We start from the raw sequence: 21,809 nt of genomic DNA, 5'->3' as shown, positions 1-21,809 counted from the left end.
TCGTGAAATTTAGAATTTTAGCTTTCATTTTATTTATTCCATGTATCAGTTTTGCCCAAGAAAGAGGGATAGGAATCCGTTTTGGCGAACCCTTATCGATTACTTATAAAGACTTCATTAGCGATTATATATCCATAGAGGGGATGATCGGAAGTGCGGGTGTGAATGGATCCAGCTATTACCAAAAAGATTTTGAAAGCAATCCCCCAGCTTCCAATGCCTTTTATATTGGACATTCTGTCAAAAAAGGCATTTCTTTTAATGCAAGGGCAGCTTATCATGAAGATTTCACAGATAGCTTCGGAATCACACAAGGCTATCTATTGGCTTATGGCGGTGCTGGTATTCAGCTGAGAACTACCAAAGTGAATTACAGCTATGAGGTGAACCAAGTTTCAAGTGGAAATATCCTTCGAGAAGACCGAACCAATGCAGACTTTGGACCGGAAGCATTTATCGGATCAGAATATTATTTTTCTGATCTACCCATGAATGTCTTTGCTGAATTTGGTCTTTTCTTAGAACTATTGGATCGAGTTGGCCACATGAAAGCCCAAGGAGGAATTGGTGTTCGATACCTATTTTAAAAAATGAGAAAGAAAATTGCCATCGGAGCTCTGATTTTATTGGCAATCACCCTTGGAGCGTATTTTGGTTTTGATAAACTAGGGGGAAATAACCCTATTGAAATTACTTTAATAAATGAAAAGCCCTATAGTTTAGTTGGATTGAGCTATCGAGGCACTCCTCAAGATCCTCTCTTGGAAACAACTTTTAAAAATGTAGAAGCTCAAAAAGGTCTTCATCTAGGAAGTTTACTACATACGATTTATTACAGTGAACCAGCTGGCAAATTGGATACGCTAGAGGTTTTTATTGGGATCAATCAGAATTTGCCGATTGACAATTTTGAAGTGATGAGTTTTAATGAAAACAGCTATTTATTAGCAACCATAACAGGAAGCAAATGGGTTATGCCAAATCCGACTACAGTTCAGGAGGAAATCAAACAATTTGCTTCAACTAACAACTTGAAGTTAAGTGGGATTTTTATTGATAAAATCGTGTCCGATTCAGAGGTTCAAGTTCTCGCTCCAATCCAAAACCAGAATTAATTAGCTTTTTTTAACAGAGCTTGTTGGTAAAATTAACCAACCCCAGCACATTTATTGCCGTGAAAAGAATTATGTATCAACTAAACCACATCAAAATGAGGAAAATTACAGCTCTATTTGGACTGATAGGTCTAATAATATTTCAGGCTTGCGAAGGTCCAGTAGGGCCAGAGGGCCCAATTGGACCAGAAGGTGAACCAGGAATAAATATTCTTGGCACAACCTATGAAGTGGAAATTGACTTTAGTGAATCCAATGAATTCTCTGACCTTTTTGAATTCCCTCAAGACCTAGTCGAAAGTGATGCAGTATTAGTATATAGACTTTCTGGAGTAGATAATGGAAGAGATGTATGGAGAATTCTTCCTCAAAACTACTTCTTCGAGGAAGGTGTTTTGATTTATAATTTCGATTATACTATTAATGATTTTTCAATTTTCTTGGATGGCCCACTGAACTATTCATTGCTTGGACCTGTATGGACAGATGGACAAATTTTCAGAGTAGTAGTACTTCCTTCTGACTTCCCTGATGGAAGGTTAAATTATTCAGATTATGAAGGCACCATGAAACTGCTAAATATTGAAGAAAATGACTTTGTGAAAATTGAGTCAAAGAAATAATACATTATTCTAAACCAACTGATTATCACAGACAGGATTTTTGTTTTGCAGAGATCCTGTTTTTTTATGTTTAAACTTTTGAATGCCAAAATTAATTTGGCTGTTATCTTTGCGGCATGGAATTACAAAATGATCTTCTATTAAGAACTGCCAAAGGCGAGAAAACTGAAAGAACTCCTGTATGGCTGATGCGCCAAGCAGGAAGAATTTTACCAGAATATCGTGCAGTCCGAGATAGTGTCAGCGGTTTTATAGAATTGGCACAGACTCCAGAACTTGCCGCTGAAGTGACAATTCAGCCTGTTGATTTATTGGGGGTGGACGCTGCAATTATATTTTCGGATATTTTGGTGATTCCTGAAGCAATGGGTCTCCCCTACGAAATGGTAGAGAAAAAAGGACCTTGGTTTCCAAATACTGTCAAAAGCGAATCTGATCTTAAAAAATTAAGAATTGCAGATGGAGCAAATGACTTAAGCTACGTAATCAAAGCAATAGAAATTACTAAAAAGAATTTAGCGGGCCGTGTGCCTTTGATAGGTTTTGCAGGAGCTCCTTGGACCATTTTCGCCTATATGGTAGAAGGTAGCGGCAGCAAGACTTTCTCCAATGCGAGACAAATGCTATACACCAATCCTTCATTCTCTCATAAACTGCTTCAGATGATCACTGATAGCACCATCAACTATTTAAAAGCTCAAATTGCTGCCGGAGCAGATTTGGTTCAAGTTTTTGATAGCTGGGCAGGAATTTTAGGTCCAAAACAATATGCTGAATTTTCTCTCCAATACATCTCTCAGATCTGTAACGCGATCTCTGAAGTTCCTAAAACAGTTTTTGCGAAAGGAGCATTTTTTGCAAGAGAAGAAATGGGGAGATTGAATTGTGAAACGATTGGGCTTGATTGGAATATGGGAATTGAAGAATCAAGAAAACTGATCGGATCAAACAAAACATTACAAGGGAATCTAGATCCGGCCGCACTTTATGGAAATCCAGATCAGGTAAGAAAAGCTACTAATGAGATGATGGAACAATTTAAAGGGAGCCGTCATATTGCCAACTTAGGGCATGGGGTTTACCCGGATATTAATCCCGAAATGGTCAAAGTGTTTATTCAGACTGTTAAAGACTTTAAATAGAGCAAGCAAAAAAGAGCAATTAGGATTTAAATTGCTCTTTTTTTGGTAACACCTATTATTAATCCATAACGATTATTGGGTCTCCAACATAGATCTTCCCCACACTCATAGCAACCATATTCTGTCCAAAAAGCACTTTATTATTGCTTGTCCTATAACTTGATAAAGTTTTTAATGGTTCTTTACCTTTTTTACCTGAATTCTGATCAACAGTAGTCAATACACAGCGAGCACAAGGTTTTATAATGCTAAATTCTAAATCACCGATTCTTATAGAATACATCTTATCCTCATCAAAAGCTTTTCCGCCGGAAAATACAATATTTGGCCTAAATCGATTCATTGGAACAGGGTTTTCAAGTTTCGAGTTAAGGTCGTCAAGAGAGGACTGCCCAATAATCAAGTATGGCATCCCATCCGCAAAACTTACAGTTTCACCATTTTTCGCATATTTAGGATCAACTTTTCTTAAAGTCGTTTCAGGCATTTTTACTAAAAACACATTAATCCCTAGTTTTTCACTGAACCAACGATCGAATTCAGTTCCAACTTTCACAGCAGTTACTTGATCATCCCAAATCGTAACTTCAATTTTTTCATCCAAAAACTGCTCAAAAGGGATTCTTATTTGACTTGATCTATTTTTCTTATCAAAAACCAATAAAGAATCATGAGCTATTGCTATTTGCAATAAGGCTAAATATGGATATTCTCTTTGACTGATAAAATTACCATCTTCGCTAACCAACATCCACCGTCTATCATATTGAAGGCCTTTTTCCTCTGCCCAGGCCTCTTCTAATCGAACTCCTCCCAATGATTTAATGGGATAAATAAAAATATCTTGGACTGTCAAGTGTGAATTCATGTCTAAAAATAAGAGAGTTAAGGTGGAATGAATAGATTAACCTAAATATTCTTTCAGACTGATGGAAATATGGGATTTAAAAAACTCCCAACAAAAAGGAATTATTTCCCATTGGTTATTTACCTGGATAAGTAGAGTCCCAAATATTAAGACCAAAATCCATTTATATCGCTCTTTATTTCCTTTAAAAAATTCCTTCATTATAATGAAGTAGATGCAAACTTTTCAATAAAGGTTGCAATCCATTGTCAATAAAATTTGATCTCTGTCAGAATTGGAAAAAATATGCATCTCAAATGACATATCTGGAAAAGCACACTTTTGTACATGTCAATCTTTCTGACAATCTGACACAAAACCAATACTTTTTCGCTATGGCACATCCATTGAAGAAAGGAGAAAGTAACTCAACGAAACAACTTAATAACATATAATTATGGGAAAAATTATCGGCATAGACTTGGGCACAACCAACTCCTGCGTAGCCGTAATGGAGGGTAATGAGCCTGTAGTCATTCAAAACAGCGAAGGAAGAAGGACCACACCTTCAATCGTAGCTTTTCTTGACAACGGAAATGGTGAACGAAAAGTAGGCGATCCTGCAAAGCGTCAAGCAATCACTAACCCCGCAAATACTATATCTTCTGTTAAAAGATTCATGGGCAAAAAATTCTCTGAAGTTTCTGAAGAGAAAAAACATGCTTCTTATAAAGTAGAAAAGGGATCTAATGACACAATTGTAGTTAAAATTGGAGATAGATCTTACACTCCTCAGGAGCTTTCTGCGATGATTCTTCAAAAAATGAAGACTACCGCAGAGGATTTCTTAGGTCAAGAAGTGACTGAAGCAGTAATTACTGTACCAGCTTACTTCAATGATTCAGAGCGTCAGGCGACTAAAGAAGCTGGACAAATAGCTGGTCTTGAAGTAAAAAGAATCATCAACGAGCCTACTGCTGCGGCATTGGCATACGGGATGGACAAGAAGAACACAGACATGAAAATAGCAGTGTATGACCTAGGTGGTGGTACATTTGATATTTCTGTATTGGAACTTGGTGATGGAGTATTCGAAGTAAAATCTACCAATGGTGATGTTCACCTAGGTGGTGATGACTTTGATCAAGTAATAATCAATTGGCTTGCAGATGAATTTAAAAGCGAAGAGCAAATTGACCTGAGACAAGACCCAATGGCACTTCAGAGATTGAAAGAAGCTGCTGAAAAAGCTAAAATTGAGCTTTCTAGCTCAGCTTCGACTGAAATCAACTTACCATACATTACTGCAACTCAAACTGGACCAAAGCACTTGGTTAGGACTTTAAGCCGGGCGAAATTCGAGCAACTTTCTGAAGATCTAGTTAGAAGATCTATGGAGCCTTGTAAGAAAGCATTGGCAGATGCAGGAATGAATCCTTCAGAAATCGACGAAGTAATCTTAGTTGGTGGATCAACTAGAATTCCTAAAATCCAGGAGGAAGTTGAGAAATTCTTTGGTAAAAAACCTTCTAAAGGGGTAAATCCAGATGAAGTGGTAGCTATTGGTGCCGCTATCCAAGGTGGTGTATTAACAGGTGAGGTGAAAGATGTACTTCTTCTAGACGTAACTCCACTTTCTTTAGGTATCGAAACTATGGGTGGAGTATTCACCAAATTGATCGAGTCCAACACAACAATTCCTACTAAAAAATCTGAGGTTTTCTCTACAGCAGCTGACAATCAGCCAGCCGTTGATATCCATGTTCTTCAGGGAGAAAGATCAATGGCCAAGGATAACAGAACTATTGGAAGATTCCAACTCTCTGATATTCCACCGGCACAAAGAGGGGTTCCTCAAATCGAAGTTACGTTCGACATTGATGCGAATGGTATCCTAAATGTATCTGCAAAAGATAAAGGAACTGGAAAAGAGCAAAAAATTAAGATTGAAGCTTCTTCTGGACTTTCTCAAGAAGAAATCGACAGAATGAAGAATGAAGCTGAAGCAAATGCTGCAGCAGATAAGGCTGAAAAAGAAAAAATCGATAAGTTGAATCAAGCAGATAGCCTTGTATTCCAGACTGAAAAGCAATTGAAGGAATACGGAGATAAACTTTCTGAAGGAAATAAAACGGCTATCAGTTCTGCTTTAGAGACTTTAAAAGCTGCTCATCAATCTCAAAACATAGAAGGAATTGATTCTGCTATGGAAGGATTGAATAAAGCATGGGAAGCTGCTTCTCAGGAAATGTACAATGCTGCTGGCGCAGAAGGTGCACAACAAGGTCCTGATGTAAATGCTGGATCTGACCAAAATACAGCGGGAGATGGAGTCTCTGATGTGGATTACGAAGAAGTAAGTGAGGACAAAAAATAAGATAGTCTAAACCAACTCAAAGCGGCATCTGTTAATTTAACAGGTGCCGTTATTTGTTTATATTAAAGAATTAAAGATGGAACTGACAGCTGAAAATAAGTTAAAAAATCTGATTGTAGTTGGAGACAGGGTTCTTATCAAGCTTAAGAAACCAAATGAAAAAACCGGTTCCGGATTATATTTACCTCCCGGAGTTCAGGAAAAAGAGAAAGTCCAGCAAGGCTATATCATTAAAACAGGACCGGGTTACCCGATTCCCATGCCTACTGAAGATCGTGAACCATGGATGGATAAAGATGAGAATGTTAAATATGTTCCGCTACAGGCAAAAGAAGGAGATTTAGCTATTTTTTTATTAAATGGTTCTTTTGAGGTAATTTATGAGGGAGAAAAATTCCATATCGTACCTCAAAGCTCAATACTTATGCTTGAAAGAGAACAAGAATTATAAATATAAAGCCGAGTCCCTCGGCTTTTTATCTTTTAATGCCACCAATATTTACGTGGTCTCATTGATTTTGGAAGAATATAACTTGCTTTTGAACCAGTTACCGAAAACTCAGGATCTTCCCAAACTTTTCTGTTTTTCGCTTTTAGACCTTTTGGATCATCAATAATACTCCGTGTATAAATAAAAGATTGACTACCAGACCTTTCCCATACCTTAGTGTTTTTAGCTTTAGGTCCTTTCAAGTCTGAAGGAGTGTCGTAATAGACTATGGCTAAAGAATTCTTTGTCTTTTCTGAAACCTTAGCATTTTTAGCTTTTGGCCCAGTTAAATTCTGGGAATAAGATGCAGCTACAATAAACATGGCCGCCAAAATCAAGAACGGTCTTTTCATCTAATTATATTTGGGTTTAATCTCACCCAATATAACTCATATATTAAATTTTAGTTTCACTTGAAACAATATTTTTTAAATGAAAATATGAATAAACACAAATTAAATTCCGAAAAATATTGATTTTTCTAAGGTTATTCGGTTTAAAAAAAATCTTAGAAATTAATTCTGGAATGTTATTTACAAAAACCAAGTATTAAATAAATGCAGTATTTCAAATTTTTGACTACAAAATAAAAAAACCGAGATGAAAATCACCCCGGCTTTATTGACAATAGACCCTGTTTAATCTTTAGAAAGAAAATACTGCCGCTAATAAAAATGACGACAAACTTTTACTTCCTGCTAAATCTTTATTTAAAAAGAAATTATCCTCACTCATTGAATCCAACCTAATTTCGGGAATCAATGTTAGATTATTTCCAATTTTTGCATTGCCTGAAAGAGTAATTGCGAAAACATTTCCGTCTCCATCACCATTTGTTCCAACCACGCCATCTAGGCCACTATTGAAAACGCTAAAATATTCACCTCTAAGTCCTATGGCAAAATTTTCAGAAGTTGCTGCTTGTAAATAACCAGCAAACCCATAAAATCCCGCTCCATCTCCATCTATATCAGTTGCATCACTTCCATTAAAAACTTCACCAGATGAAGTTGTATTATAGGTAGTATTTACTCCTAAATACAAGGACTCCGAAAGATTAAAACCTGTAGTTAAATCTACCTGGAATGTATTACCTAAGGAAGATTGACCAGGAATTAATCCACCGCCATCGGTATCTAATTTACCATCTTGATCACCATAGACGAAATTCAAAAATGTGCTTCCTGCATCTGTAGAATAACCAAGCTGGGCACCATAAGTATACGTCCCATTCAAGTTAAACTCGGTCATATCTGTTGGATTCATTACAGCAGCCATCAAAGACCATTTATCTGACAATGCAAAATCTGCTTTCAAACCAGTATGAGAAAAAGGCCCATATGAAAACATATAAGAAGTTGAGTAATTGAAATTTGCTGTAGGTGAAATTACTTCATAACCTAAAAATGTATTAAAGTTTCCGAAAGTTAAAGTAACAACATCAGACACATTCCAATACACATAAAGCTGATTGACAATTTGAGAGCTACCTGCCATTCCTCCAGCATATAAAGGAGATCCAAAAACAGCGTCCTCACCCCTAGGGCCAAAAACTAAATCTGCAACAGCACCAACTTTCTCACCTTCATAAGTAGCAATAATATTTGCCATTCCTAATGAGAAACCTGGAAGATTTCCAAATGATGAGGCTGGAGCCTGAAAATTTTCTCCTTTATTTGGAGCATTAAAATTTGTTCTGAAATAAGCATCTACAGAACCTGAGAATGTAAATTTCGAGGGTTCCTTCTCTTCTTCAACAATAATTACCTCTTGTCCAAAACTTGCATAAGATATCGAGAACAGTAATCCGAATATTAGTAGTTGTATATTTTTCATTTTAATTTTAATTGAAGGTTAATAATAGATAGTTGACCTGAAGCCCTGCCAATTAGAAAGAGAGTCGCGTTTTTTTCTTTTGGTGGGGTGTTTTTTTGAAGGCTATTCGTCATAAACAATAGTATATCCACGTATACCATGCTCATGTGAATCCAATCCACTTTTCTCATGTTCTTCAGAAACTCGAATACCGACAGTCACTTTTAAAACATAGAAAATCACGAAAGCTGAGACAAAAGCAGTTACTCCACAAATTGCCACACCAGTTAACTGAGTTAAAAATGAGTGTTCGGGGTTTGTAGAAAAAATCCCAACAGCTAATGTACCCCAAACACCACAAGTTAGGTGAACTGAAACTGCACCCACTACATCATCTAATTTTAGACTATCTAATAATACAGCAGATAGTACAACAAGAATTCCAGCAATAAAGCCAACAATTACAGCAGAACCTGGATTAATTACGTCTGCACCAGCGGTAATCCCAACAAGCCCAGCTAAAACTCCATTTAGTACCATACCTAAATCAAGTCTCTTAAACACAAAATAACCTGCTAAGAAACCACCCATTCCACCTGCACAGGCAGCTAAACAAGTTGTAACCAATACAAAAGAAACCAAGGCAGGATCAGCAGATAGAACAGATCCGCCGTTAAAGCCAAACCAACCTAACCACAGTAAGAAAACACCAATGACAGCCAAAGGAACAGACGCCCCAGGCTTATCTACTGTTTTTCCATTTACATATTTACCGATTCTTGGTCCAACTAAAATAACCCCTGCCAATGCACCCCATCCACCAACTGAGTGAACAAGAGTACTTCCTGCAAAATCATAGAAACCCATAGCATCAAGAGCTCCACCGCCCCACTTCCAGCTACCAATTATCGGGTAAACTAGGCCAACAAAGAACAAAGTGAAAATCAAATATGCCCAGAGTTTAACACGTTCTGCTATAGCACCAGAAACAATGGTTGCTGCAGTAGCCGCAAACATCGCCTGAAACAAGAAGTCTGTCCAATAAGTATAGCCAGCACTTGCATAATCTGCAGAGACATCAGCGTCCCCAGGTGAGAACCAAAACATACTCCAGCCGGCAGAATCAAAACTGAACCATCCTGGTGTTTCGAATCCTGGATACATAAGATAGAATCCAACAGCAGAGTAGGATAAAATCCCAATTATTGGAGTCACAGTATTCTTAAATAAAATATTTACTGTGTTCTTAGCTTGACCGAAGCCAGCTTCTACTCCTGCAAAGCCCAAATGCATAATAAATACAAGGGCAGTAGAAAGCATCATCCAAACATTGTTTGTCGTGAGGATATTCTGCGTCAACTCAGCAGAAATATCCATTGTCGCGGCCGCATCTTGGGCCAACAGGGGAGCGAAATACATCATAGGTTTTTAGAAATTTTGAAATGATTTTCAGAATTTATAATAGGTTTGAGAATAAAATTCCAAACGAATGTAAATCAATTAATACCAATAAAACAAATATGTTTTTTCAAAAAATGTGATATTTATTTAGTTTTTAGTATAGTTTTTACCCTATTTTTTACAAATTCATTAACAAAACATCAATATTGGTTTATTTTGATACACCAATTGAAAAAAAAATATTATTTGGAAAATGTAGGTAAAATTCTTTGCAAACGATTCCAAAATAGGCATTTTGAAATTTTAGTGGTTTAAAAGGGTCAAAAACATAATAATATTCTTAAAAAATACATTTTTCAATATTTTAATCTATATACTGAATTTTACAAAAAATATAAATTTTACTTTTTTTATATTTTTTTTAACCTTGTTTTTTAATTATGAAGAAAATTAAAAGAAAATGGTTTCTATTTTTAACCATGTATTATAAAAAAAACCGGATAAATCCGGTTTTAGCATATTTTTTAAACCAATATTATTTTTTTGAATTTATTTGGGCAAATTCTTTAGCAAAGTATGTTAAAATTATTTTGGCTCCAGACCTCTTAATACTCGTCAAAATTTCCAGCATAGCACGGCCTGAGTCAAGCCATCCCTTTTCTGCCGCTGCCATTACCATGCTATATTCTCCTGACACATTATAAGCTGCAATCGGTAATGGATAATTTTCGCTTAGGCTCTTTATAATATCTAGATAAGATAGCGCAGGTTTCACCATTAAAAAATCTGCTCCTTCTTCTACATCTAGATCAGCTTCTATCAAAGCCTCTTTTGCATTAGAATAATCCATTTGATACGTTTTCTTATCTCCAAATTTTGGAGCAGAGTCAAGAGCATCTCTAAACGGCCCATAGAATGCGCTTGCATATTTGGCAGTATAAGACATTATTGAGACATCTGTGAATCCATTTTCATCTAATGCATTGCGAATAAAGCCAACCCTCCCATCCATCATATCAGAGGGGCCAATGATATCTACTCCGGCATCTGCCTGCGCCAATGACATTCTGCTTAAGATCTCTAGAGTCTCATCATTCACGATTTTCCCATCTCTTACAATCCCATCATGACCATCACTGCTATAGGGATCCATGGCTACATCTGACATAAGACAAACTTCAGGGAACTCTTTCTTTATTTCTCTTAGACCTTTTAAATAAAAGGTCTCAGGATTGTAACTTTCACTGGCGACTGTATCCTTTAACTCTTCAGGATAGGCAGGAAAAACATCAAATGAGCTAATTCCTAATTTTAAACATGATTCGATTTCAGTCAACATGGTATCTATTGAAAATCGATAGATGCCTGGCATTGAACTTACTTCCACCTTTTTCTTATTCCCTTCGATTAAAAACAAAGGAAAAATTAAATCATTTACAGAAACAGAAGTCTCTTGGATTAGATTTCTTACCACATTTGATTTCCTGTTTCTTCTTGGGCGTCTATTCATTGATTTTTTTGTTTTCGTGCATAAAGGTACTACAGAGAAATTTTTCCTTGAAATGATTCCGAATTTATCAATCTACCATAAAGGCTAGTCTTTTCATTTTAGTAATTTAGTAGATCAATCCATTTTTATGAATCCTATCAAATATATTAATTCGATTTTTGGCAGTTGGGAAAAATATGATTGTATGGACATACGCCCGATTGAAGCTAGGGTTATCTTTCCTATTCCAAGAATGACAAGTCATTTTTTTTATACCGAAAAGGAATTGAAAAAATTAAGAAGGTTAGGTTTTTCAAGTGTTATTGGTGAAGAAATTATGAAAAGAATTGAAAGCCTTTCTCCTATTTTTTTGAAAAATAATCCCATTTTACTATTTGATGAAAGTCCGTTTTATATCGCTCAGGCTATTTGGCAACATTATCAACCCACAATAAACGTATTTATCTATAAGGGTGGAATTAAAGGACTTTTAAAAGAGGCTGAGAGTATTTTTAAATTGAAATACCAATTTGTAATCCTCTATGGAGAGACTGGAGTCGGTAAAACTGATTTATTGAAAAATCTGGAAAAAAAAGGTGAACAGATTCTGAATCTTGAGGAAATAGCAAGACATAATGGTTCAATATTTGGAAATTTATCGAATAAAAATCAGCCCAGTCAGGAATCTTTTATTATTAATCTTGCTCATATTTTAAGTGGTTTTGACAAAGTGAAATTAATATTTGTCGAATCAGAAAAATTTAGCCTTGGTAAAAATATTATCCCCCTTTCTCTGACAGAGTCATTAGAAAATGGAATAAAGGTGAGACTAACACTTTCAAAAGAAGAGCGGGTAAAAAGGTTAATAAAAGAATATGCTGGTAAGAATGATTTTAAAATCAAGGACGGAATTGAAAAATTAAAATTTCGGATAGGAAAGGATGTTTCATCTCAAATAACATGTGATCTGGAACAAAAAAAATATAATAAAGTTGCTGAAAGACTTATTGAGTACTTTGATAAAACAGATTCTTATCAATCTATTCTCTCTCAAAATTTTGATTTTAGTTTGAATAATCTTGATATCGACAAAACAGCAGAAGAATTGATTAAAAATTTAGACAAAAAAAAACGTCTCCCGTAGAAGACGCCACTGTGCCTACAGAGTGTCAAAGCATTACTCTTCGTTTTGCTGTTATTCAAGTTTCAATTTCCTGTTTTCTTCTCTTGCTTGCTCAGATTCCTAACACCGAAGTGCGTTTATCTTAAATATTCTAATTCTATTTTCACATCATGAATTTAACGATTTACTCTTTGTTATCCAATACTAAATCAAACCTTAATCCACTGCTTCCTTCACCTCTACCTGTCATCTTCCTTCTACCATACCAAGAAACAATTTTTCCATTATACCATCTGGTTCTCTGATAGGTTCCCGTTAATTTTACTCCAGATCTTGGGATTTCTTCCTCATTGATAAAAAACGGTGTTTTCTGACTATCGTCATCATTGATGCCATCTCTTAAAAGTAGAGTTCTAGGTCTAATAGCATGAGGGTCAAATATTTCCATTATTCTTGGCATTGATGCCCTTTGAAAATGGATTTCACGATTCGATCCTGTTTGGTGAACAGCAATAAATGGTATCCAGTTTTCACTCACACTATTTCCCAATTGATATTTCAGCTGAGGTTTATATGTTGTCGCCCTACTGTCAACAGCATTCAAATTTATTTCAGGTAAAACTATCTCTTCTTCTACCTCATCCTCCTGAATTAGTCGCTCAAATTCTGAAGTAAGGTTCCTTGCCGCCTCATAACCATCCATACCTCCACCTAAACTATCTGGAATTCTGGACTCAATGCCCCAAACCATGTTGGCCATTTCATCTCTAATGAATTTTATTTCTTCAATAGCTTCACTTTCTAGGGTCTTGACTGCTGCTGCAGGAAGCAGTATTCTCTTATCGAATGCGGGCGTCTCAAATTCCCCTTTATCGACTGTCAATGAGTACATATTCCATTCATTCCAGCTTTCGCCGTTTTTATGTGCAGCATCTACAAAGTAATTCTGTCCAAAGGTGTCTCTAACTAAAATCCCTTCTACTTCTGCAAATGTACCTGTTGGTATATCATAGGGAATAGAAAGCCAATCATTACTGTACTGAAGTGCATATTGGGTTACGAGTATTTTGGCAATATCGGTGTCAGAAGCTTTTAAATTTCCAAGATCAATTGAACCATCTTCCATTTCCCACCACCTAGAATTTGGCATTCCCGCAAAACTTGCCTCAGATGGTATTACTGTCAATACTTCTCTTTTTCTGATAGACTCATCTATGGAACTACTTCCCTCTTCTTTTTCATTAGCAACATCAAAGGAATACCAATCAAGATGCCCTTGAAAATATTCATCTGCCTTTAATTCAGTCTCAGTACCATCCCCTTCGTTTATCGAAGTTCTGAAGGTATATTCCAACCTATTATTTAGCCAAGAGTCATCCTGACTGTTTTCAGGTAAATTCAATTCACTAACTACGAACTCAATCCATTTTTTAGAGGCTTCCTGTGCTATAGTTTTATGTTTCGAAAGAATAAATTTATCAAGGGTAGGTGCTTGATTCCCTGTTATTACAAGTGCGTTTATATTAGAAAAATCCCGATCTAGATAAAACCAAAGTGCTCTACCATTCAATGCTCTCCCAGCCATAGCCCGAAGGAAAGCAGATGCTTGTTGTAAACTTAAACTCCTAGCTTTAACTGTAGTCTCTTGTGCCGTTTCTCCTTCTTCTATTTTAGGAATAACAAAAGGAAACTTTTCTAAAAATGAATTTTTATACATGCCAATTACATAACCTTGGCTTGCGGGAGCATTACTCCCCTCTTCATCTAATAGCTGTAAAAACTTCTTCCCAAATCTGACAGCCATTTTTAGATCAATCTCTGGGATGATACGCTCCACTCTTGTCTCCAATGGTATCGCCTCCGAGTAAGGCGTTTTCAAACCATTTGCACCTGTAAAAGATGTCATCCTTACTGTATTGATAGCTGCTTTAGCGAAAATTGCCGATCCTGCGTCCTCTCCCTTTAACTCTCCAAATTGAAATTGCCTCGCTAGCATCCATAAAGGATCGTGTACTTTCGCAGCCAGCGAATCATCCAACTCTTCCTCTCGAGGACGACCTTCTAATCGGTTGTACGCCCTAAACGGTTCACATGCCTGATATTTAATACTCATGATAATTCTTCCGGTTCGTGTCCAACATTTACACTTGTATAATCAATGAAATAGCCTAGGCTTTCCTCATCCTCGGGTTGAGGATCGTTATCAGGATTGTCATCGGATGATGCCAATTCCTGTGCAAATTTATCATCACCAAATGCCAGTGTAGCCGTGGCAGGAAGCAACTGGGAGAACATAGAATCATCAACCTGATCGGGTTCCACAGATCTTAATTTTGCAAGGTTAAAGGCTTCTTCAACGCATAGCGCTAATTGCTCAAAATCCCAAGTTCCAGTTTTTTCTGGAGGCACAGCAAGTAAAAGATTTTGAGGAGCTCTAGAGTCAGGCTGATTAAAGTGAAACGCTATCCCTGTAGTTTCCTTTTCATCTGGAATTATTTCCATCCATTCATCTAGCATTAATCCTACGCTGACTTGCTGTAAGTTTTCCCTTTCAAAAATCAATAAAGACAATCTGTCCCCATCTGGCTTATAGGTATCGGGAAAAGAAGCTCCAATCCAATAATCTCTTTCATTTACAGGAGGGAGATTATTCATCTCAAATGGCAATTGAATTGGCTTAAGGCTTATCGGAGCATCTTTGAAAACCTCTCCTAGCATGGAAACAGTTTCTAAATGGCCTAATCTATTTCTAACAAGAGAAATACCTGACCACCAATCTTGGGGATAGCTTTCTGGGTGATTTCTCAGCGGGCCATCTGCAACAGATAAATTCATCTGCCCAATGAGATCAGCCTCATTCGAAATTGTGACGTTAGGAAGCATTTTAAATCCGCTTCCAAAGAATTTAGATGAAAAATCGGTCATAAAACTAACCCATTTGCCTTGATCCACTTCTAATTCCAATTCTGAAAATTTCACTTGAGCAAAGGCAAGATTCTCTTCCATTTTAGATTTGGCAGAAATTATTCTTTGGGCCAAAGTCAAAATATCTTCATTTGGATCGGTAGGGTAAAATCCAGAAAACCCGTATTTGGTTAATAATTTTAGTGAACTAATTGCCAATTCTTTTTCAGATTGGCTATAAGAAGTTTTTGATAATTCAAAAGGAGATAAGGAATCATAAAGACTCTGGTAATCATTAACAGCATCTGTCATTCTTGCTAATAAATCATCAGTATCTATTCCAGGAGCAACTGGCCCAAAATTCAAATCATCTTCTGCTATTCTATAATCTCTTGCATCTGCTCCTCTTGCAGCTCCAATAACTTTACCCAAATGCTGAATTAACGATACTATTTCCCCAAAACTCAAATCAGAAGAATTAGCAGCCTCATTAAATTTTAATTCAATCTCATCATCTTCTGCAGCTCCATTTTCTTTTAGGAAATCAATTGCCCTTGCTTGTAATTCATTTTGACTTTCATCTCCTCCTGTTGTAATTAAAAGTACCAAGTCAATAGCCTGTAGACCCAAATCAATTAGGCTCATACTTGTTTCAGTATCTCCAAAAGATGCTTTCCATGATATTTTATCGGGATCACCAATTTTTGAAGCCAACCAATTATTCAAAGATGGCTCTGCTTTACTTTTTGGGCTAACAGGGATTCCAGCCCAGGGAGAATTAGAATTTGCAGCAACAGGAATCTGAAGTAAAGCTCTTTGAGTAACCATTACTCCTTGTCGCATACTTTTAATTATCTCGGGGTCAAGAGGTACTTTTCCCTCCGAAATCGAGTTCAACACTGCACTTGCTCTGACATGATTTCCACGTACTAGTTGGTAAACACCTTCTGCGGTAACCAAATCTCCTAAAGAATCGATAGCATCAGCCATATTGTCTAATTCGTGTACAATCGCTCTTAATTTTTTGCGTTCAAGGTTTGCATTTGAACCTGTACTTGGATTTGCTGGATTTGGAAGTTGACTTGCTAATCCCCAAGGATAACCTCTAAAACTTATTGGCGAAACCTGATCATTAATAATATTTTCCACGAAAGTTTTATCCGGGTTCCAAAGCCCGACTTTTTCAAGTTCACTTTCAATATGATCAACCAATGCTAAGCCATCTACCACGTTTGCAGCCTTGATCGCTTCAGATTGAGCTGTATTTGTAGGATCTACTGAACTATCAGAATATGTAGGGAATTTTCTTCTCAATCGATAGATATATACATCCATTTCCAATGGTTTTCCAGTTCCATCTTCATATTTTTCATGGAGCGCTCTTTCAAACATATATCCCAAAAGAGCTCCTGTCTCTTGACCATTCCCAACCCCTTCTAATAAATGGAGGGCCATTCTGATTCTTTTCGAGGTTAGATTAATAGAGAGGGCATTATTACCGTCTCCTTTTTCTTTAATAGAGTTATAACCAGCTCTCAAAACCGCAGCAGTAACTGCATGATTCATACTTGGACCATGGATAAACCCTTGGCTATCTGCCAGTTCTTTTACTACCTGCCCATTGGATGATTCAAGTCCTTTCGGTAAATTATTTTTAACTATATCTGGACCTTCTGACTTTTTTAAATCATGAACAAAGCCATAAGCGCCCAAATAAGTACCAGTTGACTTGACTTTGCGGAGTTCCCTCAATCTATAGTCAGATAAACCTGTCAACCAAGCATCTAATCGATAACTCACTAAATCAATATGGGAGGCTAATAACCTTTCTAATTCATCAACATTTAACTCCTTGATTTTCTCCAAAGCTCTACGAGCATAGATACTACGATCATAGACCCAAGCTCCTCTTAACATCGCCATTAAAACTGAATATTGGACTTGTTCCTCCCCATCAACTTCTACTTTTGGTAGATCAGAAAATTTTAATTGAATCAAGTCTGCCAAATTACTAGTTTCAAGAAGCCATTCGATGTAATTTTTACCTTTGTCAGTCGTGGCCAGTTTTTCTGATCCGATTTTGGGATCCTGGACTAAATGCCCGAGTATAAAATTTCCCTCCGTAAATCTATTTTTATAAATCGGGGTTTTTGAAATGGCATTTGTTTGAGTTGCGGAAGTAGTATGCCCCAATCCTTTCAAGAGTAAATTATAATTTGCTCCTATTTCTGAAGGACTGAATTTATCGATTATGTGATCCCAGTTCACATTAAATCCTAAACCTTCTTCCTCGGGTTCTTGCCATCTATTTGCTGCATTCACACCAAATCGGAAGAAAAATTCCTTAGAAAGAGGCTCCATTCCCAAAATTTTCAAAAACTCAGCTTGGGGATCTGCACCATATTTTTCACTATTGATATTGATGGCATCTTTATTAAAAAGTTCAAATGCGACTTTAGTTTGTTTTAAAAACAGTGTCAGATTTTTGATATAATTTGATTCGGTTCCTTTATTCGCCGCTCCTTGAGATTTAAACAGTTTAATTGGAGTAACTGGTAAAACTCCATAAGGTTGATTATCTACTCTGAATACAGGTAAGGTACCCAACCCTGATACATGATGGAGCATAAACAACATGGTCTGGGTAATATCAAAATCTCCTAAAAGATTCTTTACCATCACGTTGAAATAATACTTTAAAGTAGAGTTGAATAAAGCCCGATTCATGGCTCTACCATTGCAGATATCTTTTTTATCATGATTTCGAATGAAATCAGCAATATCATTTGGTAATCCAATTGCCTCCTTAAAAAATTGTCCATCCGTGATATTCAACTCATTAGATGCATCAAAACTATTTAAATATTGAGGAGCAACTTCAGAGAAAAATAGATCAAATGCACCATCCATATCATTATCCAAAGCCCGATAGGGAGATTTGACATTTTCTGTATTGTTGGTTGCTGTCCCGGCAGGTAAATATTCCAAGCCTCCATCGCTATAAAGATGATTTGTGAAAAGTCTATTGATTAGCTCTTGGCTTTCGATTGCATCTTTATTCTGCACTCCATAAGCCATAACAAGATCAAATCCCTTTTCCAAATCATCTTTATCCAAAGGAATTTTAACAGCCATTCCCGCTTCAACAGCAGCGTTAAAATCAAACATCCAATTGATTTCATCTGGAATTTCTAAATCACCATTTGGTAAATGTTTGAATCTTTCAGCTTGATCACCACTTGGGTCTAAACTTACAGGAAGAGGTTTCTGGACAGTTTTCCCAGTTACAATATGCTGGTATTGGTCACCCCTTTTGGTAATGACAACAAAACGATCGGGTAAAGATTCTGTAAAACCTGCTCTATCCCAACTCTTCGTTTTCTTTTCTATTTCCGGAAAAGTAAGAGTTGGTTTAAATGATTCATTCAATTCGATCAAATGGACTTTATAATATTCATAAACTACTTTTCCAGATTCATTTATAAGTAAAGCTAATTTCTCAATTTGAGATTTTTGCTCTTTAGAAGTGCGGACCGTCACCCAGCTATTCAGTTGATCTATCAATTGTCTGAAATAAGAAATTGAAAGATCTAATGTTCCTTTAGTCTCTATACAAGGCGAAAAATTGGTCTTACTAAGTAATTTTTTGATTTGCTTCGGAGCAGACTCAAAGCTTCCCATTAATTTGGAAATCCGGGCATCACTCCTTGTTTTTGCCAATCCCCTTTTTTCGTACCCTAGATTTTTAACTAAGAATTTTTCAAATGAATTTTTAATCGTTTCAATTTTCCCAGTTTTTATTTCTTTTGGCTCAACTGCGCGAATAGCAAAAGCAGCTCTTCTCACACCTAAACTTGAAGCAGCAGCTCTCCAGGCTCCCAATTTTGCAGATGCCCTTTCTGATTCAGACTTGCTATAAACCTCATAGTAAAAATCCTGAGCAACCGTTTCTTCATCATCTGTCAACCTTTCATCATGATTATCTATAGCAATGTCATCGGGAAAAATCCTAACCCACAATTCATTTACTTCCACAGTTTCCATGGTGAAAATAATTCTGTTTCGGTATTCCTCAAAGAATCGATCTCTAGGATCATTTACATCTACTAATTGATCAAGAATTTGATTTTCAATAGATATTAAGGTCCCTTCTACCTCGTTCCTTGTACCAGCTGCTTCTGGAAGTGGATTTGCATCAAGAACATTTTTTACTTGATCTCTCAGACTGAAATAAGCACTTTTCAATTGATCATATTCACCACGTGGCAAAAGGATGGTACTGGAGGTGGTAGTTTTTATTTTGCTTTGAAGGTCTGTAAGTTGCTTTTTTAGCTCTACTAAAGTTTGTTGTGGGGCTTTTTCCGAACTTAATTTAATAGTATCCCGAGCATTCAATATCCGGTTTCTTGTGGCTACTGAGGATAAACTACTGATGCGGATTTTATTTTCTGCCAAAATCTGGTTTTCAACTTTTTTAAATCCTGGCTCCAACTCTTTAAAGTCTTCCAAATACTCAGCTAATTGACTCTTTAGCCTTGATATGGCAGCCTTTTCTATTCTTGTTTTTGGGACAATTTTATTAGATCGACTCTGAAAAATCAACAATTGTTTTTTTAGTGTTGAATAGCTGGATTTGAGTCTATTGACCTCTTGTAAATCTCCACTTAGAGGTAATTGAGAGTTCTTGTGTATCACCTTTAATTGAGAAAACAATTCCTTTTGAACTCCAGATAAAGTTTTATAATCCTTAATACCAATCTTGTTTTTTGCAGCAAGAAAAAAATTTGACTTAATAATTAAGCTATTAAGCTGCTTGATTGGATAGGTTTTCAATGTTTCACGAAACCTTACCACAGGAACAGTTTCCTTATCGATTTTCGTTTTTAAGGCATTAATCTTTTTTCTTAAATCGTATTCTTCTTTCTTTAGATTTTTTTTACCTGTATAACCAATTTTAAAGTTCGTCAACCTGACATTTCCGCTTTTATGCTGCCGCTTGATGTAGGAAATTTTACTCTGAATTTTTTTAATCATTTCCTCAGTCGCCCTAAAATCGGGAGAATCAGCTATGACATCCATTTCCTCTATCTGCTTTTCAATATTCTTGAGTTCCTGATCTAGCGACGCAGCATTTATTTTATTTGCAACAAAAATTGCATCTATACTTTTTTCGAGTTTCTCTAAAGCACCTAGGTATAATTTTCCTTTTTCATAAATATTGCGAGAAGGAGTTTTAATCCGTTCAACTGACTTACTTAAGCTTTCCACTTCTTGACTTAAATCAGTTTTAGATTTCTCAAGGGTTTTAGTCACCTCTACTGACTGAACCATAGCAGAAAGATCTTGAACAGCATCCCTTAAGACTACTTTATCAGCTCTACTAGCTTCGTCTATTTTATTTAACTTTTCATTGACCTGTTGAACACTTTTCTGATAGGATGTGATATTTCTTCCTATTTGTGGAGTTTTAATTTTTTTCTCTTCTACCGAATCAAAAAAGACTTGAATATCATAAATCAGTTTATAAATACCCTGAACTGCGACATTAGTATTTCCTTTTCCCGGCGTCAAGGGTTTTACTATCCTAGAATAAGTCATAAACTTAGTTTCCAAACGGACGGGTAACATCAATACAGGAAAATCATCGCTTTTCTGGTTAAAAGCAGTTTTGATTTGATGAAAAATCGGATCGTTATATTTACCTACTATTTCTGGGATTGGCATAGCGCTTAATCGTTTAGCATGGTCGAAGCATGACGTGCAAAAAGAATCGGGGATTGATAAAGAATGAATGCCATATCGCTGCTACTTGCACCCCACTGAGCAGCTCTTGGACCTGTACCACCCGAACTGAGATTGATATTCACTCCGTTTATTTTTAAATAAGGTGGTTGATTGGCAGCGTTTCCAGTAATATGTTCCCAAGTCACTTGATCCCAATTATCAGGAGTAGTATCTAAAGCTCCATCTAAATCATCTAGTCCAAAGCTAACCTGACCGGGTCTCTCTCTAAGAACAAAGAACCATCCGGGATTATTAGTTCTGTTTCCGTTTGCCTCTTCTTGAGATAATTCAAACCCAAAGAAATACACATCTGGCTCAATGCTTCCACTTATTATCGGCCACTTAACATTACTTGGCACATCATAATCACTCAATTGTCTTGGTAAAGCAGGATTTCCGTTTTTATAGACTGCTTTTTGAGCATATACTAATGTGTTTGGATATTTTCTAAGCAAGTCTCCTTTTATTAAAAGAACGAGATCCGGGCCTGGCTTCTCTTCATTTTTCCCTAAAGCCTTGTTCCATTTATGGATTTCCTTAATATCGGCACGTGCATTTTGATTATTGAGCATCGCATCGACGTATGCTTCATAATCATCTCCTAGTTCGACACTGTTCATAGGATCATTGTCATATTCCCAGAAATGTCGGAAGTAACTGCCACGCATGTCTGTCGGAAATTCCCTCCAGAGTAATTCT

The 21,809-nt window shown here is 36.4% G+C and carries 15 protein-coding genes; 7 read left to right on the top strand and 8 right to left on the bottom strand.

What is annotated here, in order from left to right:
• Positions 1-2: 2 nt before the first annotated feature.
• From Q0L68_RS03065 to hemE, 4 genes are all read left to right on the top strand, one after another.
• A complete protein-coding gene (locus Q0L68_RS03065; RefSeq protein ID WP_296699173.1) occupies positions 3-587 on the top strand; it encodes a hypothetical protein in 585 nt (194 codons plus the stop codon).
• Between the two features lie 3 nt (positions 588-590).
• Positions 591-1,115 carry a hypothetical protein gene (locus Q0L68_RS03060; RefSeq protein ID WP_296699171.1) on the top strand — a complete coding sequence of 175 codons (525 nt, stop codon included), beginning with the start codon at positions 591-593 and terminating at the stop codon, positions 1,113-1,115.
• Between the two features lie 95 nt (positions 1,116-1,210).
• The gene (locus Q0L68_RS03055; RefSeq protein ID WP_296699170.1) at positions 1,211-1,738 is read left to right on the top strand and encodes a hypothetical protein; all 528 of its coding nucleotides are present in this window, start codon (positions 1,211-1,213) and stop codon (positions 1,736-1,738) included.
• Positions 1,739-1,854: 116 nt separating this feature from the next.
• Entirely contained in the window at positions 1,855-2,880 is a 1,026-nt protein-coding gene (hemE, locus tag Q0L68_RS03050; protein ID WP_296699168.1) for a uroporphyrinogen decarboxylase, read from the top strand.
• Positions 2,881-2,938: 58 nt separating this feature from the next.
• Here hemE and Q0L68_RS03045 read toward each other — a convergent pair whose 3' ends face one another.
• Complete coding sequence (locus Q0L68_RS03045; RefSeq protein ID WP_296699167.1) at positions 2,939-3,748, bottom strand: MOSC N-terminal beta barrel domain-containing protein; 810 nt, start codon at positions 3,746-3,748, stop codon at positions 2,939-2,941.
• Positions 3,749-4,184: 436 nt separating this feature from the next.
• On the opposite strand from Q0L68_RS03045, the gene dnaK reads away from it, so the two are divergent.
• Together dnaK and Q0L68_RS03035 are read left to right on the top strand one after the other, a co-directional pair.
• Complete coding sequence (gene dnaK / locus Q0L68_RS03040) at positions 4,185-6,104, top strand: molecular chaperone DnaK (protein WP_296699165.1); 1,920 nt, start codon at positions 4,185-4,187, stop codon at positions 6,102-6,104.
• A gap of 76 nt (positions 6,105-6,180) precedes the next feature.
• Positions 6,181-6,555, top strand: coding sequence for a co-chaperone GroES family protein (locus tag Q0L68_RS03035; RefSeq protein WP_296699164.1), 375 nt, complete (start codon positions 6,181-6,183; stop codon positions 6,553-6,555).
• Positions 6,556-6,587: 32 nt separating this feature from the next.
• Here Q0L68_RS03035 and Q0L68_RS03030 read toward each other — a convergent pair whose 3' ends face one another.
• From Q0L68_RS03030 to hemB, 4 genes are all read right to left on the bottom strand, one after another.
• Positions 6,588-6,947, bottom strand: coding sequence for a hypothetical protein (locus Q0L68_RS03030; protein ID WP_296699162.1), 360 nt, complete (start codon positions 6,945-6,947; stop codon positions 6,588-6,590).
• Between the two features lie 292 nt (positions 6,948-7,239).
• Complete coding sequence (locus Q0L68_RS03025; protein ID WP_296699160.1) at positions 7,240-8,430, bottom strand: porin; 1,191 nt, start codon at positions 8,428-8,430, stop codon at positions 7,240-7,242.
• Between the two features lie 102 nt (positions 8,431-8,532).
• Positions 8,533-9,828, bottom strand: coding sequence for an ammonium transporter (amt, locus tag Q0L68_RS03020; protein WP_296699187.1), 1,296 nt, complete (start codon positions 9,826-9,828; stop codon positions 8,533-8,535).
• Positions 9,829-10,345: 517 nt separating this feature from the next.
• Positions 10,346-11,320, bottom strand: a complete 975-nt coding sequence (hemB, locus tag Q0L68_RS03015) for a porphobilinogen synthase (RefSeq protein WP_296699158.1) — start codon at positions 11,318-11,320, stop codon at positions 10,346-10,348.
• A 127-nt stretch (positions 11,321-11,447) separates the two neighbouring features.
• Between hemB and Q0L68_RS03010 the strand changes: the two genes are divergently transcribed.
• Positions 11,448-12,443: a hypothetical protein gene (locus tag Q0L68_RS03010; protein WP_296699157.1), complete on the top strand. Its 996-nt coding sequence runs from the start codon at positions 11,448-11,450 to the stop codon at positions 12,441-12,443.
• 163 nt (positions 12,444-12,606) lie between these two features.
• Here Q0L68_RS03010 and Q0L68_RS03005 read toward each other — a convergent pair whose 3' ends face one another.
• The 3 genes from Q0L68_RS03005 to Q0L68_RS02995 all read right to left on the bottom strand — a co-directional run.
• On the bottom strand, positions 12,607-14,535 hold the full coding sequence (locus tag Q0L68_RS03005; protein ID WP_296699154.1) for a hypothetical protein: 1,929 nt from the start codon (positions 14,533-14,535) through the stop codon (positions 12,607-12,609).
• The gene (locus Q0L68_RS03000) at positions 14,532-21,050 is read right to left on the bottom strand and encodes a hypothetical protein (RefSeq protein WP_296699151.1); all 6,519 of its coding nucleotides are present in this window, start codon (positions 21,048-21,050) and stop codon (positions 14,532-14,534) included. Before Q0L68_RS03000 ends, Q0L68_RS03005 begins: the two co-directional genes overlap by 4 nt.
• A 5-nt stretch (positions 21,051-21,055) precedes the next feature.
• The coding region (locus Q0L68_RS02995; RefSeq protein WP_296699149.1) for a hypothetical protein at positions 21,056-21,809 on the bottom strand (754 nt) is incomplete at its 5' end.

Origin of the sequence: Algoriphagus sp. (genome assembly GCF_024642405.1) — a bacterium.
Classification (GTDB): Bacteria; Bacteroidota; Bacteroidia; order Cytophagales; family Cyclobacteriaceae; genus Algoriphagus.
The sequence above is the reverse complement of the archived record's forward strand: the minus strand, read 5'-3'. Positions and strand labels throughout refer to the sequence as shown.

Coding starts and splice junctions, on each gene's coding strand:
- dnaK (WP_296699165.1), top strand. CDS start 4,185: ATGGGAAAAATTATCGGCATAGACTTGGGCACAACCAACTCCTGCGTA.
- Q0L68_RS03045 (WP_296699167.1), bottom strand. CDS start 3,748: ATGAATTCACACTTGACAGTCCAAGATATTTTTATTTATCCCATTAAA.
- Q0L68_RS03060 (WP_296699171.1), top strand. CDS start 591: ATGAGAAAGAAAATTGCCATCGGAGCTCTGATTTTATTGGCAATCACC.
- Q0L68_RS03000 (WP_296699151.1), bottom strand. CDS start 21,050: ATGCCAATCCCAGAAATAGTAGGTAAATATAACGATCCGATTTTTCAT.
- Q0L68_RS03025 (WP_296699160.1), bottom strand. CDS start 8,430: ATGAAAAATATACAACTACTAATATTCGGATTACTGTTCTCGATATCT.
- Q0L68_RS03055 (WP_296699170.1), top strand. CDS start 1,211: ATGAGGAAAATTACAGCTCTATTTGGACTGATAGGTCTAATAATATTT.
- Q0L68_RS03005 (WP_296699154.1), bottom strand. CDS start 14,535: ATGAGTATTAAATATCAGGCATGTGAACCGTTTAGGGCGTACAACCGA.
- amt (WP_296699187.1), bottom strand. CDS start 9,828: ATGTATTTCGCTCCCCTGTTGGCCCAAGATGCGGCCGCGACAATGGAT.
- hemB (WP_296699158.1), bottom strand. CDS start 11,320: ATGAATAGACGCCCAAGAAGAAACAGGAAATCAAATGTGGTAAGAAAT.
- Q0L68_RS03030 (WP_296699162.1), bottom strand. CDS start 6,947: ATGAAAAGACCGTTCTTGATTTTGGCGGCCATGTTTATTGTAGCTGCA.
- hemE (WP_296699168.1), top strand. CDS start 1,855: ATGGAATTACAAAATGATCTTCTATTAAGAACTGCCAAAGGCGAGAAA.
- Q0L68_RS03035 (WP_296699164.1), top strand. CDS start 6,181: ATGGAACTGACAGCTGAAAATAAGTTAAAAAATCTGATTGTAGTTGGA.
- Q0L68_RS03010 (WP_296699157.1), top strand. CDS start 11,448: ATGAATCCTATCAAATATATTAATTCGATTTTTGGCAGTTGGGAAAAA.